14 protein-coding genes are annotated in these 15,410 nt (G+C 72.2%); 8 read left to right on the top strand and 6 right to left on the bottom strand.

Annotated elements, in window-relative coordinates:
* Positions 1-467 precede the first annotated feature (467 nt).
* From SNOUR_RS16135 to SNOUR_RS16120, 4 genes are all read left to right on the top strand, one after another.
* Positions 468-1,202 carry an RNA polymerase sigma factor gene (locus tag SNOUR_RS16135; protein WP_067347585.1) on the top strand — a complete coding sequence of 245 codons (735 nt, stop codon included), beginning with the start codon at positions 468-470 and terminating at the stop codon, positions 1,200-1,202.
* Positions 1,202-2,239: a hypothetical protein gene (locus SNOUR_RS44665; RefSeq protein ID WP_067347582.1), complete on the top strand. Its 1,038-nt coding sequence runs from the start codon at positions 1,202-1,204 to the stop codon at positions 2,237-2,239. The genes SNOUR_RS16135 and SNOUR_RS44665 overlap by 1 nt, the downstream gene beginning before the upstream one ends.
* Positions 2,240-2,672: 433 nt before the next feature.
* Positions 2,673-4,253: an acyl-CoA mutase large subunit family protein gene (locus tag SNOUR_RS16125; RefSeq protein ID WP_067347580.1), complete on the top strand. Its 1,581-nt coding sequence runs from the start codon at positions 2,673-2,675 to the stop codon at positions 4,251-4,253.
* Between the two features lie 54 nt (positions 4,254-4,307).
* A complete protein-coding gene (locus SNOUR_RS16120; protein ID WP_067347577.1) occupies positions 4,308-4,520 on the top strand; it encodes a hypothetical protein in 213 nt (70 codons plus the stop codon).
* 40 nt (positions 4,521-4,560) lie between these two features.
* On the opposite strand, the gene SNOUR_RS16115 is transcribed toward SNOUR_RS16120, so the two are convergent.
* Positions 4,561-5,271, bottom strand: coding sequence for a FadR/GntR family transcriptional regulator (locus SNOUR_RS16115; protein ID WP_067347575.1), 711 nt, complete (start codon positions 5,269-5,271; stop codon positions 4,561-4,563).
* 199 nt (positions 5,272-5,470) lie between these two features.
* On the opposite strand from SNOUR_RS16115, the gene SNOUR_RS16110 reads away from it, so the two are divergent.
* Together SNOUR_RS16110 and SNOUR_RS16105 are read left to right on the top strand one after the other, a co-directional pair.
* Positions 5,471-5,986, top strand: coding sequence for a gluconokinase (locus SNOUR_RS16110; RefSeq protein ID WP_067347574.1), 516 nt, complete (start codon positions 5,471-5,473; stop codon positions 5,984-5,986).
* Positions 5,987-6,101: 115 nt separating this feature from the next.
* A complete protein-coding gene (locus SNOUR_RS16105; protein ID WP_099055697.1) occupies positions 6,102-7,529 on the top strand; it encodes a GntT/GntP/DsdX family permease in 1,428 nt (475 codons plus the stop codon).
* Positions 7,530-7,699: 170 nt separating this feature from the next.
* Here the strand turns inward: SNOUR_RS16105 and SNOUR_RS16100 are convergent, their stop codons facing one another.
* Entirely contained in the window at positions 7,700-8,422 is a 723-nt protein-coding gene (locus SNOUR_RS16100; protein ID WP_067347571.1) for a GntR family transcriptional regulator, read from the bottom strand.
* A 506-nt stretch (positions 8,423-8,928) separates the two neighbouring features.
* Between SNOUR_RS16100 and SNOUR_RS16095 the strand changes: the two genes are divergently transcribed.
* Entirely contained in the window at positions 8,929-9,303 is a 375-nt protein-coding gene (locus SNOUR_RS16095; protein ID WP_067347569.1) for a hypothetical protein, read from the top strand.
* Between the two features lie 85 nt (positions 9,304-9,388).
* Here SNOUR_RS16095 and SNOUR_RS16090 read toward each other — a convergent pair whose 3' ends face one another.
* Positions 9,389-10,987 (bottom strand): FAD-dependent monooxygenase, encoded by a 1,599-nt coding sequence (locus tag SNOUR_RS16090; RefSeq protein ID WP_079142693.1) that lies wholly within the window; start codon positions 10,985-10,987, stop codon positions 9,389-9,391.
* A gap of 38 nt (positions 10,988-11,025) precedes the next feature.
* Between SNOUR_RS16090 and SNOUR_RS16085 the strand changes: the two genes are divergently transcribed.
* Positions 11,026-11,706: a TetR/AcrR family transcriptional regulator C-terminal domain-containing protein gene (locus SNOUR_RS16085; RefSeq protein WP_067347567.1), complete on the top strand. Its 681-nt coding sequence runs from the start codon at positions 11,026-11,028 to the stop codon at positions 11,704-11,706.
* A 40-nt stretch (positions 11,707-11,746) separates the two neighbouring features.
* On the opposite strand, the gene SNOUR_RS16080 is transcribed toward SNOUR_RS16085, so the two are convergent.
* The 3 genes from SNOUR_RS16080 to SNOUR_RS16070 are packed head-to-tail and all read right to left on the bottom strand — an operon-like array spanning position 11,747 to position 15,275.
* A complete protein-coding gene (locus tag SNOUR_RS16080) occupies positions 11,747-12,931 on the bottom strand; it encodes an acyltransferase family protein (protein WP_067347564.1) in 1,185 nt (394 codons plus the stop codon).
* Positions 12,931-14,295, bottom strand: a complete 1,365-nt coding sequence (locus SNOUR_RS16075; RefSeq protein ID WP_067347561.1) for a polysialyltransferase family glycosyltransferase — start codon at positions 14,293-14,295, stop codon at positions 12,931-12,933. Before SNOUR_RS16075 ends, SNOUR_RS16080 begins: the two co-directional genes overlap by 1 nt.
* Positions 14,295-15,275: a glycosyltransferase family 2 protein gene (locus SNOUR_RS16070; RefSeq protein ID WP_067358368.1), complete on the bottom strand. Its 981-nt coding sequence runs from the start codon at positions 15,273-15,275 to the stop codon at positions 14,295-14,297. Before SNOUR_RS16070 ends, SNOUR_RS16075 begins: the two co-directional genes overlap by 1 nt.
* Positions 15,276-15,410: the final 135 nt, after the last annotated feature.

Here is a 15,410-nt window from a genome sequence, read left to right as displayed (position 1 = left end):
GAGGCCCCGGCCGTCGCTCACGTAGGAGCCCGCGACGGGCTCCTAATCGATACAGCGCCAACGGTCCCGAAAGCGTCACACGGGGTACGGGCGACGGCACGGCCAGTGGCCTGGACGCGGGCCCGGCAGGCCCCGTAACGTGCCGGAACGCGCCGACCGGCGGACCGGTCGGGGCGTCCCGGCGACCGGAAGAACGGCTGGTTACCGGGGAGTTCGAGGAACGCGCGGGCACCGCGCACCGATGTGTCGTCCGCCCCAAGGGGTGGCCCGGGTGCCGGAACCCCGGTCTGACCCGTTACGGTCAGCAGGAACGGCCGGACGGCCGGTGGACGGCGCGGGGGCGACCCGGACCGGTCGGGCGCCGACCACGGCGGACCGGACGACCGACGAACCACACGAAGAAACAGCGACAGCGCAAAGCGGCAAGGACCGGGCGGCGGACATTCAGCGTGCGACAGGATGGACCCGTGCGAGGGGACGACATTCAGCCGGACGACGGACGGCTGACGGTTGCCGTGCAGGCGGCGCAGGAGGGTGACGAGACCGCGTTCCGGCTCGTCTACCGCGCCATACACCCCCGGCTGCTCGGGTACGTCCGGACCCTGGTGGGCGAGGCGGACGCCGAGGACGTGGCGTCCGAGGCGTGGCTCCAGATCACCCGCGACCTCGTCCGCTTCAGCGGCGACGCGGACCGCTTCCGCGGCTGGACCGCCCGGATCGCCCGCAACCGTGCGCTGGACCACATCCGGATGCGCGGCCGACGGCCGGCCATCGGGGGCGACGAGACCGAACTCACCGACACCCCCGCGGCGTCCGACACCGCGGGCGAGGCGCTGGAGGCGCTGGGCACCGGTCACACCTTCCGGCTGATAGGCCGACTGCCGCAGGACCAGGCCGAGGCGGTGACCCTGCGGGTGGTCGTCGGACTGGACGCCAAGAGCGCGGCGCAGGTCCTGGGCAAGCGGCCGGGCGCGGTCCGCACCGCCGCCCACCGGGGCCTGAAGAAACTGGCCGAACTGCTCACGGACGACGGCAGCGGGGACGACGACGGGGAATCAGGGGGGCCGTCCGGAGGTTCCGGCAAGGGTGGTGGAATGGCGGGAGAGCTGCCCATACAGGACCGAAGACGCCATAACGGCGTGGCGGAATCGTACGTACCAGGTGTGACGGAAACGGCCGCACGAACGCAGAAGGACATGTGATGGCCGACGACCGGTATAGCTGGCTCGACAAGGACGCCGCGGAGCGACTGCTGCGTGGTGAGCCGGCCGGTTCCCAGGTCGGTGACGGCGCACGCGAACTCGAACAACTGCTGAAGGCCGCCGCCGCGGCCGGCTCCGGCCTGCCCGAAACCGCCGCGGCGCCCGGCGAGGAGGCCGCGCTGGCCGCCTTCCGGCAGGCCCGGCCCGGTCCCGCCGCCCGCGGCGCGACGGCGCCCGGCACGCGCACCACCCGCACCCACCACGTCGTCGAACGCACCGGGCTCGCCCGCCCCTTCAGACGCGGCTTCGCGGTCGCCCTCGCGGTCTGCGCGATCGGCGGCATCGCGGTCGCCGCCGGCACCGGTGTGCTGCCCACCCCGTTCCGCGGCGGCGAGCCCCGGCCCGGGGCCAGCGTCTCGGCGGCCGAGTCGCCCAGCGTCTTCGGGAGCGAGGAGCCCGCCGCCACCACCGGCGAGACCGGCCGGATCCCGGCCACCCCGCCCGGCGGGCGGAGCACCGTACCCGGTCCCACCCCCACCCCCGACAGCAGTCACGGCACCGACCCGGCGCCGGGCAGCCGGACTCCGGGCGCCGGCACTTCCGGCAACGACGGCAAGCCGCTGCCGGGCGGCGGCGACGGCCGGAACCAGAAGCGGAAGCTGCTGCTGGCCCTCTGCAAGGACTACGAGGCCGGCAAGCGCGGCGACATGGACCGCGACACGCTGCGGCGACTGGAGGCCACCGCCGGCGGCGCGGAGAAGGTGCACGCCTTCTGCCGCCAGTACCTCGGCGACGGCGGCCAGGGCGGCGGCTCGGGTGACAACGATGGCGGGGGCGGCGGCCAGGGCGGCGGCCAGGGCGAGAACGGCGGCAACGGCGGCGGCCACAACGGCGGCGGCAGCGGCGACGAGGAGGGCGACTCTTCCCCCTCCGCCTCGCCCACACGGAGCGCGCCGCCCGCCAGCAGCACCCCCGCACCGACCCCCAGCACGGCCGTGCCGACTCCTACCGGAACCCTTCCCGCCGGTCAGGTGTGACGTTTTTTGACGCCGTGACGCAGTAAGAAATGAGCCGACTGGTCATCGGCGGCGCACGAGCCAGGGTTCCCCCCGTACCCGTGGCTCAGCGCACATGGCGCGGGCGGGGCACGTTCCCCCGGCCCTGCCCGCGCCGTCCCCCCTCTTTGCGCCTAAGCCGGCGCGCGCTTTCGCGGAGGGGGTTTGCTGTTGGTGGGGGTTGCTCAATTTTCGCTTCCGTCAGAGATTCCCTCGGTGGTCTGCGGCCGGATTTCGGCTTGCGGGGGCGGGGGTGGGGGATCGGCGGCCCGAGCTGTCAGTGCCGCCGGTGTTGGCCTCCCGGGATCCGCCGTATGACAGGCCCCTTCTCGACGCTGCGCCGCGGTGAACCTCCAGGCATGCTGTGCATGCGGTGCAAACCGGCACTGTTCACTCGTTTGGAGGCGTAGCGGACATGGTGCGGTACAGCGAGAGCGGGCTGCCCATCGAGCCGGTGTACGGGCCGGAGGCGCTGGCCGGATGGGACCCGGACGCCGGGCTGGGCGAGCCGGGCGCCTTCCCGTACACACGCGGGGTCTACCCGACGATGTACACCGGACGGGCCTGGACCATGCGGCAGTACGCCGGGTTCGGCACGGCGCGGGAGTCCAACGCGCGGTACCGGCGGCTGATCGAGCACGGCACCACCGGGCTGTCCGTCGCGTTCGACCTGCCGACGCAGATGGGGCACGACTCCGACACCCCGATCGCGGCGGGCGAGGTGGGCAAGGTCGGGGTGGCGATCGACTCCGTCGAGGACATGGAGGTGCTGTTCGGCGGGATCCCGCTGGGGACGGTCTCGACGTCGATGACCATCAACGCGCCGGCCGCGCTGCTGCTCCTGATGTACCAACTCGTGGGCGAGGAACAGGAGGTGAAGGGGCATCAGCTCAACGGCACGGTGCAGAACGACGTGCTGAAGGAGTACATCGCGCGGGGCACGTACATCTACCCGCCGCAGCCGTCGCTGCGGCTGACCGCGGACATCTTCCGCTACTGCCGGGCCGAGATCCCCCGCTGGAACACCATCTCCATCTCCGGCTACCACATGGCGGAGGCCGGCGCCTCGCCCGCCCAGGAGATCGCCTTCACCCTGGCCAACGGCATCGCCTACGTCCGCACCGCGCTCGCCGCCGGCATGGACGTCGACGACTTCGCGCCCCGGCTGTCGTTCTTCTTCGTCGCCCGCACGACGCTGCTGGAGGAGGTCGCCAAGTTCCGGGCCGCGCGGCGGATCTGGGCGCGGGTGATGCGGGACGGGTTCGGGGCGCGGAACCCCAAGTCGCAGATGCTGCGCTTCCACACCCAGACCGCGGGGGTGGCGCTGACCGCCCAGCAGCCGGAGGTGAACCTCGCCCGGGTCACCGTGCAGGCGCTGGCCGCGGTGCTCGGCGGGACCCAGTCGCTGCACACCAACTCCTTCGACGAGGCGATCGCGCTGCCGACCGAGAAGGCGGCCCGGCTCGCCCTGCGCACACAGCAGGTGCTGGCGCACGAGACGGACGTCACCGCCACCGTCGATCCGTTCGCCGGTTCGTACGCCGTGGAGTCGCTGACGGACGCCGTCGAGGACGCCGCGCGGGCGCTGATGGGGCGGGTGGAGGACCTGGGCGGCGCGGTCGCCGCCATCGAACAGGGCTTCCAGAAGGACGAGATCGAGCGCAACGCCTACCGGATCGCGCGGGAGACCGACGCCGGCGAGCGGGTGGCGGTCGGCGTCAACCGCTTCCGGACCGAGGAGGAGGAGCCCTACGAGCCGCTGCGGGTGGACCCCGCCATCGAGGCGCAGCAGGCCGAGCGGCTGGCCCGGCTGCGCGCCCGCCGCAACGGCCGCGCGGTCACCGCGGCCCTCGGCGCGCTGCGCAAGGCCGCCGAGGGGCCGGACAACGTGCTCTACCCGATGCGGGAGGCGCTGCGCGCCCGGGCCACGCTGGGCGAGGTGTCCGACGCGCTGCGCGAGGTGTGGGGGACGTATGTGCCGACGGACGCGTTCTGAGGCCGTGCCGGGTGCCGGGTGTGGCGCCCGGAACGCGTCCGTCAAACTGGAGGCATGTCCGCACCCCGCCGTCGCTGTCCCATCTGCACCCGAGAGATCGCCGTGGTCGGCGGCCGGTACGCCCGCCACGACCCGCCGGGGCGGCGGACCGGGATCGAGCTGATCTCCTGCCCGGGATCGCGGCGGACCGCGCCGATGATGGCGCCCGCGGAGAAGCTCTTCGACCCCGAGGAGCCGCCGATGCCCGGCCAGCAGCCGCTGTTCTGACGCAGCCTCCCGGGCGCGCGGGGTGCCGGGACGGCATCGACTACGGCGCCAGCACGTCCAGTTCGGCCATCGCGCCGGTGGTGATCTCCCGGGTGAGGGCCTCCGCCCGGGCCGCGTCCCCGGTGCGGATCGCCTCGGCGACCTGGACGTGCAGGGTGACCGCGGCCGGGTCGGGGTCGGTGAACATCACATGGTGCTGGGTGCGGCCGGTGAGGACGGCCGCGACGACCTCCGCGAGCCGGGCGAACATCTCGTTGCCGGAGGAGGTCAGCACCACCCGGTGGAACGCCATGTCGTGGACGAGGTACGCGTCGAGCTGCTGGCCGCGCGAGGTGGCCACCATGCCCATGGCGTGCTCGGTGAGTTCGGCGCACTGGGCGGGGGTGGCGTGGCGGGCGGCGAGACCGGCCGCCACCGGCTCGACGGCCGAGCGCAGCACGGTCAGCGACCGCAGCTGCCGGGGGCGGTCCCGGCCGGCCAGTCGCCAGCCGATCACCCGCGGGTCGTAGACGTTCCACTCCTCGGTCGGGCGGACGGTCACCCCGACCCGGCGCCGGGAGGAGACCAGGTGCATGGACTCCAGGACCCGGATCGCCTCGCGGATCACCGTGCGCGAGACGTCGAACCGCTCGGCCAGCTCATCGGTGCGCAGGACCGTGCCCGGAGGGTGGTCGCCCGCGGTGATCGCGGGCCCCAGGGACTCCAGCACGCGGGCGTGCAGCCCCTTCTCCCCGTTCCCGGTCGCTTCCATGGGCCAAGCCTACGGTCCCGCCTCTCGGCCAATTAAGTATGACGTTTGCGTCACAGGGGCTTGAATACGTCGTACCTAATGAGTTTCAGTGGGGGCGCACGAGGTCGAAGAGGACAGCGTCGTACCGATAGCGCCGATAACGGCTGTATCGGCGGTCTGGCGCGCAATGTCCTGCATACGAGGTATCGAGGTAATCGGGATGGGCAGCGCCGACGTCATCGTCGTCATGGGTGTGGCCGGGACCGGCAAGACGACGATCGGTCCCCTGGTGGCCGACGCGCTCGACGTCCCCTACGCCGAGGGCGACGACTTCCACCCGCCGGCCAACATCGCCAAGATGTCGGCCGGCATCCCCCTGGACGACGCCGACCGCGGCCCCTGGCTCGACGCCATCGGCTCCTGGGCGCACGGCCGCGCCGACCACGGCGGCGTGGTCAGCTGCTCCGCGCTCAAGCGCGCCTACCGCGACCGGCTGCGGGCCGCCGCGCCGGGCGTGGTCTTCCTCCACCTCGCCGGCGACCGCGCGCTCATCGAGGCGCGGATGGCCGAACGCAAGGGCCACTTCATGCCCACCGCGCTGCTGGACTCCCAGTTCGCCACGCTCGAACCCCTCGGAGCGGACGAGGCGGGCGTGGCCGTCGATGTCTCCGGCACCCCGGAGCAGATCGCCGACCGGGCCGTCAGCGCCCTGCGCCGCCCGGCTCCGGCCGCGTAACCCCCCCCAACGCGCCGGCCGGACCCGGGCCGGCCGGGCCCCGTCTCCCCCACGGGGCCCGGCCACCCTCCCCCTCCAACCAAGGGATCTCCCCTCTCCAACCAAGGGAATCGCCGTGCCACATCTCAGCGTCGAGATGCTCGCAGCGGACGCGACCGCGCCCATCACCTCGGCCGGTCACGCACAGCTGGGCATCGCCGTCCTGGCGGGTATCGCCGTCATCGTCCTGCTGATCACCAAGTTCAAGCTGCACGCCTTCCTGTCGTTGATCATCGGCTCGCTGGTGCTCGGCGCGGTGGCCGGCGCCCCGCTCGACAAAGCCATCGCCAGCTTCTCCACCGGGCTGGGCACGACGGTCGCGGGCACCGGCGTGCTGATCGCGCTGGGCGCCGTCCTGGGCAAGCTGCTCGCCGACTCCGGCGGCGCGGACCGGATCGTGGACACGATCCTGGCGAAGGCCGGACAGCGGGCGATGCCCTGGGCGATGGTGCTGATCGCCGGGGTCGTCGGACTGCCGATCTTCTTCGAGGTCGGCATCGTGCTGCTGATTCCCGTGGTGCTCCTCGTCGCCAAGCGCGGCAACTTCTCCCTCATGCGCATCGGCATCCCGGCGCTGGCCGGACTATCCGTGATGCACGGGCTGATCCCTCCACACCCGGGGCCGCTGGCCGCGATCGACGCGGTCAAGGCCAACCTCGGCGTCACGCTGGCGCTGGGCGTCGTCATCGCCATACCCACGGCGATCATCGCCGGCCCGCTGTTCTCCCGTTACGCGGCCTGCTGGGTCGACATCGCCCCGCCGGAGAAGATGCTGCTCTCCTCCCGGGAGACCCCGGACTCCCCGGCGCAGCACGCCTCCGACGGGCCGGACAAGCGGCCCGGCTTCGGGATCACCATCGCCACCGTGCTGCTGCCGGTGGTGATGATGCTGGCCAAGGCCCTGGTGGACGTCGTCGTGGACGACCCCAAGGACTCCCTCCAGCGGGTCTTCGACGTCGTCGGCTCGCCGCTGATCGCGCTGCTCACCGCCGTCGTCGTCGGGATGTTCACGCTCGGCCGGGCGGCCGGCTTCACCCGCGGCCGGATCGCCTCCACCGTCGAGTCCTCGCTCGGCCCGATCGCCGGGGTGCTGCTGATCGTCGGCGCGGGCGGCGGCTTCAAGCAGACGCTGGTGGACTCCGGCATCGGCCAGATGATCCTGGAGATCTCCCGGCACTGGAACATCTCCGCGCTGCTGCTGGCCTGGCTGATCGCGGTCGCCATCCGCCTCGCCACCGGCTCCGCCACGGTCGCCACCATCTCCGCGGCCGGCCTGGTCGCCCCGCTCGCCGCGGAGATGAGCACCACCCACGCCGCCCTCCTCGTCCTCGCCATCGGCGCCGGCTCCCTCTTCTTCAGCCACGTCAACGACGCCGGCTTCTGGATGGTCAAGGAGTACTTCGGCATGGACGTCGGCCAGACCCTGAAGACCTGGTCGGTGATGGAGACGCTGATCTCGGTCGTCGGGATCGTGGGGGTGCTGTTGCTGTCGCTGGTGGTCTAGGACGCCGCGACGGGCCGATGCGTGGACGGGCCCTCGCCGACTGCCTCAACTTGCGGTCGGCGGGGGCCCGTTGCCGCTTCGTCGCGGCCCTACGGCTGCTGTTTCAGGCCGAGTTGCAGCCGTGTCGCACGGGTGATGCTGCTGAGGTGCAGTGTCGGCCCCGATGGTCTTCAGGGCTGGTGCTCGTACCCGATCGTGAACCGGGGCGGCAGGCACCATTCCCCATACTCGATGACGCCATCGGCGTCCGACCAGCGGTGCGCACCCGCCAGGATCGGAGAGCCCACGGGGAGGCCCAGGGCGCTGGCCTCGCGCGCGTCCGCAGCCCGTGCGTGCATGTCGTCCCTGGCGTGCGTGACGGTGCGTCCCGTGGTCTCCAGCACCTTTGCCGACAAGCCGTGATTACGTTCTGGTGCGGTGTTCAGCAGGTCGGGCACGAGGGCGGCGAACGGCGCCGGATACCACGTCACCGCGAACACCGTCCGGGTCTTGCCCCGACCCGCCAGCCATTCCCGGCGCACCACCTGATCTCCCGTATTCAGGTCGAAGATCTCGGCGACGTACAGGGGAGGGGTGATCAGCTCAGCGGCCGTGACCCGGCTTGTCTCGCCGTCCGCGAGGAACGATTTCACGCGCTGCACCCTGGCGAGCCGGTCGCGAGCCGAAAGCGTCCATACCGGGTCGTCGGCGACGTACGTACCCCGTGGAGTGGTCCGGATGTACCCCTCCACCTGGAGCGCCTGGAGGGCGCGGGAGACCGTGGCGGCGGCCACCTGCCACTGCCCCGAGATCTCCCGGTTCGTGGGCAGCTTCGCCCCCGGCTCCAGATCGCCCGACAGGATCCGCTCCCGGAAGTGATCCGCGATCTTCGTGAATGTTTTCGGACCTGCCATCTCCCTTACCCCTCACGTGAGTTGAGCGCCGAAGTAGCTCAGCACACTAGGGCACCGGGAACCGTAGCGAAAGTGCTTCGGCCACTCGGATACTGAACTAGTTCACTCGGGCGGAGCAGTGGACAAGGGCACGGTCATGACCGGACCGAGCTGCCCGGCGTGAAGCGCGCCCGAAGGTGCTCTCCGAAGGCGCAACGGGCCATGTGCAGGACCCCCGCGACCGTCCGCCCGGCCCGAGGCATGGCCATCAAACGGCAAGGAGTTGACGACATGACCGACGTTCTCGCGAGATCACTGGTCCCACTGCCGGGGCTGATGTCGCCCGGGCGGGGTCGCCATCGGTCGGTCGGTGCGCGAACTACCGTGCGGGGCTGCGATGCTCCGGCGTCGGCGACTTCCCGCGTGCCCGTCGGGCGGTGCGGGCACCGACGGACGCTGTGGCTGCCGGTCGGCGGTCCCGACGCGGGTCGGCCCCGCCGGTTCCACGCCGCGGAGGTGGCCGCGCGATGAACCCCATGGACACCGTGCGGCTGTTGCCATGGAACAGCCCGGAGGGGAAGCCGTGCTACCTCCTCGGCGGGACCGGCACCGGATACGTCTCCCGGCTCGCCGACCGGGTGGAGGCGGAGCACATGGACGCGGCGGCCGAGTTCATCGAGGAAGCCGGTGACATCCTCGCCGGACGGTGTTGGACACCCGGTGAAATCCACCTGCTGGCCGTCGAGTTGACTGCTCATCTGGCCAGGGTCCACCGGGTCTCGGAGAGCCGGGGTGTTCGGCTGCTCCAGTTGGCCGGTGGTCTCGCCGAGGACGCCGAGGCGGCGGGGAGCGTCCCGGGCGCTGCCCTGAAGGGCGCCGCGCAGGGGTCGCGCGCGCGGTGAGGGACACCGGGGCCCGTCCTCTCCTGGTCGCAGGGGAAGAGGCGGGCCCCGAACCGGCGTCGCGGGCGGTGTGGTCCGGCCTGCCTCAGACCGCGACCGGGGCCGTGCCGAAGTGCGTCTCCAGTGCCTCCGTGATCGCGGCCTGCGCGGTCTCGGGCGGTGCCGCCACCGCCACGTAGCCGTCGGGGCGGATGAGGAAGACGGTCGGGGTGGTGCCGTAGGCGGCGTGCAGGTGGCCGTCGGGGTCGAGGAGGTCGGGGGCGGGGCCGGCGGTGCGGACGGTACGGACGGGGGTGGAGCCGGCGGCCCTGGTGAGGGGGGCGGGGTCGAGGTCCGGGGCGTCGAGGGCGAGCACGGTGAAGTGGGGGCCGCGGAAGACGTCGAAGAGGTGGGTGGGGGTGCCGTCGGCGATGGTGCAGGGCGCGTCGGGGGCGCGGTCGCCGGCGGTGAGGGCGCCGTCGGGGAGGGCGGTGCGCAGTTCGCGGGAGAGCGGGCTTTCCCGGTAGCCGACGTCGAGTTGGTGCAGGTCGCGGCCGCGGCGGAGGCTGCCGGAGCGGTGCAGGCGGGTGCTGGTCTCCAGGATGCGGGCGGCGATCGGGCGGCGCTCGGCCTCGTAGGTGTCCAGGAGGGCGTCGGGTGCGCCGTGGCGGAGCACCTGGCCGAGCTTCCAGCCGAGGTTGTAGCCGTCCTGGACGCTGGTGTTCAGGCCCTGGCCGCCGGCCGGGGAGTGGATGTGCGCGGCGTCGCCGGCCAGGAAGACCCGGCCGTGGCGGTAGGCGTCGGCCATGCCCGCCTTGGGGCGGTAGAGCGAGGTCCACAGCACCTCGCGGACGTGGTCGCGGGTGAGGTGGGTGTGCTCGGCGATCAGGCCGCGGACCGCCTCGGGGGAGGTGTCCGGCTCGTCGGAGGCCGCGGCGGCGAGCATCTGGAAGTCGTCCGTGCCGGCCAGCGGGAGGAGGGTGAGGAAGCCGCCGGTCGGCAGCGTCCAGCGGTGCCAGTGGTCCCGGTCGAGGCCGTCGAGGCGGACGTCGGCGAGGACGGCGTGGCCGGGGGCCAGCTCGGGGCCGCTCATGGGGACGGCGAGCTGCTTGCGGATGGTGCTGCCGCCGCCGTCGCAGGCGACGAGGTAGCGGGCGCGGACGGTGCGACGGACGGTGTCGGGGCCGGTGAGGTGGGCGGTGACGCCGTCCGGGTCCTGGGTGAAGTCGGTGAGTTCGGCGGCCAGTTGGACGCTGCCGCCCAGTTCCCCGAGGCGGTCGTGGAGCAGCTCGACGTTGCGCCACTGGGGGAGCATCAGGGCCTCGGAGTGGGGCGTGGACGGGGTCGGGGCGACCCGTTCGATCATCTGGTGGCTGTGGGCGATCCGGCCGTCCTCCCACAGCGCCACGGGCGGGTAGATGCCGCCGGCGGCCCGCGCGGCGTGGAGCACGCCGAGGTCGTCGTAGACCTCCTGGGTGCGCGGCTGGATGCCGGTGCCGCGGGCGCCGCGGGAGAGCGTGGGCTGCCGCTCGACGAGCAGGGCGGTCACGCCCCGGCGGGCGAGGTCGATGCCGAGCGCGAGGCCGGTCGGGCCGGCGCCGGAGATCAGGACCTCGACGGGTGGCGCGATGGGGTCCGGGGCGGTGGCCTCGAAGGCGTCCGTGGCGGCGTTGGCGAGGGTTTCCTTAACGCTGTTAAGTGCCATGCTTAGGAGACTGCCTTTAACGGTGTTAAGTTGTCAACATGGTTTCGCGTATCGACCGGGACGTGGTGGTGGAGACCGCCCTGCGGCTGCTGAACGAGAGCGGGCTGGATGGGCTGACCCTGCGGCGGATCGCCAAGGAGCTCGGCGTCCAGGCCCCGGCGCTCTACTGGCACTTCAAGAACAAGCAGGAACTGCTGGACGAGATGGCCACCGAGATCTTCCGGCGGCTGTTCCGGGCCACCATGCCGGAGGGCGGGCCCGGGGCGGACGGCCGGTGGCCGTCCTGGCGGGAGATGCTCCACCAGACCTGTGTCGTGCTCCGCCGCGAACTGCTCCGTTACCGCGACGGCGGCAAGGTCGTCAGCGGCACCCGGATGACGGACGACACCTTCGCGGCCCCGATGGAGCTCTTCCTCAGCCACTTCGTCGCGGCCGGCTACACCCTGCCCGAGGCGTCCCGCGCCTGGTGGACCGCGTACAACTACACGGTCGGGCTGGTCATCGAGGAGCAGTCGGTGCACCCCGACCCCGCGCACCCGGAAGTCCGCGATCCCTCCTACGACCAGGGCGAGCGCGAGCGCCGGCTGGGCAAGACGTACCCGCTCGCTGCGCGGGCCGGCCGGACGCTCTTCGGTGACGTCGAGGAGGCGTTCGAGGCCGGGCTGCAGATCATCGTGGCCGGCATCGAGGCCAACCACCTCAAGCGGCTGGGGAGTTGAGGGGAAGAGAGGAGCGCAGGGGTGGCCCCGCGGTGGGACGCTAGCGCCGCGGGTCGATCGCCCGGCGCAGGCGCGGGGTCAGCGGGCGCTCGACCCAGCGGTGGAGCACCCACGCGAGCAGCAGCATCAGCCCGACGGTCAACAGGAGCGTGGCGTACGAGGGCAGCCCGGCGCCGCGGTGCAGTGCGCCTATCACGACCCAGCCCAGATGCTCGTGGACGAGGTAGAACGGGTAGGTCAGCGCCCCGGCGACGGTCAGCCAGCGCCAGTCGGCCCAGCGGAACGCGCCCAGGGCGACGGCGGCGACCGCGGCGAACCCGAGGGTCACGATGGCGATGATGACGGTCGTCGAGCGGTAGGAGAAGGCGTGCACGGACGGTGCGTGCCACAGTCCGGCGACCGCGTAATGCTGTCCGATCAGCCAGCTGACCAGCACGATCGTCCAGGCGACCGGGTCCCGACGGCCGAACCGGTGCAGCAGGTACAGCCCCACGCCGCCGATGAAGAACGGGGCGTACTGGGGCATCAGCACGGTGGTGAGGAACGGCTCGTGGGAGGACTGGGCCAGCGCGGCGGCCAGCGTCCAGCCGGCGCAGAACAGGACCACCCGGCCGCGGGTGGCGCCCGGCAGCACCACGCACAGCGCGAAGAGGGCGTAGAAGCGCATCTCGGCCCAGAGGGTCCAGCAGACGCCGAGGACCCGGTGCACGCCCAACGGGTACTGGAGCATGGTGAGGTTCGTCAGCACCTCGCTGGGCGCGAGCGCCTTGAAGGCGACCCAGGGGAGCGCGAAGACGGCGGTGACGAGGAGGATCGCCGCCCAGTAGGCGGGATAGAGGCGGGAGACACGGCTCGCGACGAAGGAGCGCAGGGTCCGGCCCCAGCCGCTGAGGCAGATGACGAAGCCGCTGATCACGAAGAAGATCTGGACGCCCAGGCAGCCGTACGCGAACGCGTTGGAGAGGTACGGGAACTGGTGCGTCGGGGAGCCGCCCCAGGCCCGGGAGATATCGCCGTTCCGGCCGCCGTAGTGGTACGCGGCGACCATCAGGGCGGCGACCAGGCGCAACCCGTCCAGGGCGCGCAGCCGGGCGGCGCCGCCGGCCCGGTCGCGGCCCGGCGTCGCGGTGTCCCGGGCGGCGGCCGGCCCGGCGCCCGGCGCGCCGCCCGCGGTGCGGTCGGACGACACCGGGGGCGCCCCGGGCGGCGGAGAGGTGGTGGTCATCAGGCGGCGGTCCGCTTCCTCAGTCGGCGCTGCACGGCCCGGGCCCGGCGCGCCACCCGGCGGACCGCGGCGTTGCGCGGGATGAACGACAGCTGGGACGGCAGCGCGCCGGGCAGTGCCAGCACGGTGAGCCGGCGGCGCTTGAAGTAGCGCTGGGTGTGCGGGTCCAGATGGGCGGCCAGGTAGCGTTCGGCGGCCCGGCGCAGGTGCGGGTAGATCTGGTGCTGCATCGCATAGCCGACGGCGGTGACCAGCGGGCCGACGTCCTGCGGGGTGGCGGTGGCGCGCGGCGCCGCGCCCCGGTCGGCGAGGTCCGGCACCAGCGCGTCCACCAGCGTCACCGGCACCCGGTTGCTGTTCTCGTACGGCGTCAGCCGCTCCAGCAGCAGCCCGGTGCCGGTCCGGGCGACCGGCAGGTCGTAGAAGGCGGACGCGGTGAACAGTGCGGTGGAGAAGCACCCGGCCACCAGCGCGGGCCGGACCCGCTGGTAGAGGACCTCGGCGAGCACCGGCCGGTCCAGCACGGTCAGCGAGATCCCCAGCTTCTCGGCCTCCCGCTCCAGCAGGTGCGACCAGCGGGCCGGCGCCGACGGGTGCGGCTTGAAGACGATCTCGCGGTGGCCCCGCTCGACCGCCCCGCGCACCATCCGGACGTGCAGTTCCTCTTCCTCCTGCGGGGTGAGGATGGAGAGGGCGGAGAGGTACTGGCCGAGCAGCAGCGCCGCCCCCTCGGGGACGCCGGACAGGTCGCCCGACGCCTCGCCGTCGTCGGCGAGTTCGGTCAGCACCTTGGTGAAGGCGTCGGTCGGCACGATCACCGGCTCCACCCCGAACTCGGTCAGCAGCAGCGGCTTCAGGCCCGGCACCAGGTCCAGGTGGAGCAGTCGGCCGATCCGGGTGCCGACCAGCGGGTCGAGCTTGTTGCGGGTGGGGCCGTAGCTCATCAGCCCGTCGGCGTAGACGTCCACGGGGGCGTCGGGGAACAACTGGGCCAGCGCCATGGCCGGGTTGACCTGGATCGACTCCACGACCAGCTCGACCTGGTCGTCCCCCAGCCCCCACAGCAGCCGCAGATGGCGTTCCCACAGCGGCACGTCGTTGGGGCGCGGGGACCAGCCGCCGGGGTGGAACGGGCGGATCGTCTCATTCCAGGACAGCAGGCGGTCGAAGCGGCCGCGCAACGACGCGAAGCCGGGCATGGCGTCCAGGGCCGGGGTGGTCTCCGGGGTCGTCGCGTTGTTGCTGATCAGCAGCAGTCGGCGGTCGGCCGGGGGGAACAGGTCGGCGTCCAGGGCGGCGGCCAGGGTCGCCGCGCCGTAGAGCGTGGACGCCAGAAAGATCTGGGTACGGGGCCGGGCAGGCATCAGGCGGCGACCTCCGCCGTGGCGGAGGGGCGGCGGCGCAGCCGTCGCAGCCGGGACGCGCGCTGTACATCCATGGAATCCAGGGCTTCCTTCAGTACGTCCTGCGGCATGCGTTTCATGGCCGCGGCGCTCATCACCCGCAATTTACGGGCGACCGCCGGCTCGAATCGTTCGATCGAACCGAGATGATGGGAAATGATCGCGCAATAGGTGCGCACCGCCTTCGGCAGCAGCAGATGCGCCTCGGGGTCCCGTGCCGTTTCCTCGATCACCTGATCGAAAGCGCGGATGAAGTCCAATTGCCGGACATCGCCGATCTGGGTCAATGAGGACGCCACTCCACGCCGGTAGAAAACCCCCAGCAGACCGGTCACCGCCATGGATTTCGCCTCGCGGTGCAGCCGCCAGATCCACGGCCGGTCCTCCGCGGTGCGCAGCCCGTCGGTGAAGTGCAGCAGGCCGTCGTCGAGCAGCCGGCGGTGGTAGATCCCGGCCCAGGCGTAGGCGTAGTCGACCGAGGTGGAGCGGTCGGCGGGCAGGATCACGCTCCGCGGATCCATCACCACCCCCCGCCGGCCGTGCGGGACCCGGTGCACGGTGCGCGCCTTGGCGGTGCACTGGACGTGGTCCGTCCGCACGAAGTCGCACCCCAACTCCTCGATGACGGAGAGGAGTTCGGGGAGATAGCCGGGGGCCAGCCAGTCGTCCCCGTCGAGGAAGGCGAGGTACTCGCCGCGGGCCGCGTCCAGACCGGTGTTGCGGGCGGTGGCCAGGCCGCCGTTCTTCTCGTGTCGCAGCACCCGGGCGCCCGGGAGGTCCGTCGCGGCGCGCGCGAGGATCTCCGGCGTCTCGTCGCGTGAACAGTCGTCGACGAGCAGGAATTCGAAATCCTCACGGGAGTTCGCCGCGAGGCTTTTCAGAGTATCGGGCGCGTATGTCTGCACGTTGTAGAACGGCACGACGACGGAGAGCTTGACCACCCCCATGACGTTAGGTGCGGCGCCCGGCATTCGTCTTGACGCGGTGCGTACTTGGCGGTGAACGAAGAATGGCGGGATGGTTAACCAGTTCGGTGACCGGACGGTATCCGGGTGGGTTCGGTGTTCGTCGGTCGG

This window comes from Streptomyces noursei ATCC 11455 (assembly GCF_001704275.1).
GTDB classification, from domain to species: domain Bacteria; phylum Actinomycetota; class Actinomycetes; order Streptomycetales; family Streptomycetaceae; genus Streptomyces; species Streptomyces noursei.
Note: the sequence above shows the minus strand (reverse complement) of the source record. Positions and strands in the feature narration are given on the sequence as shown.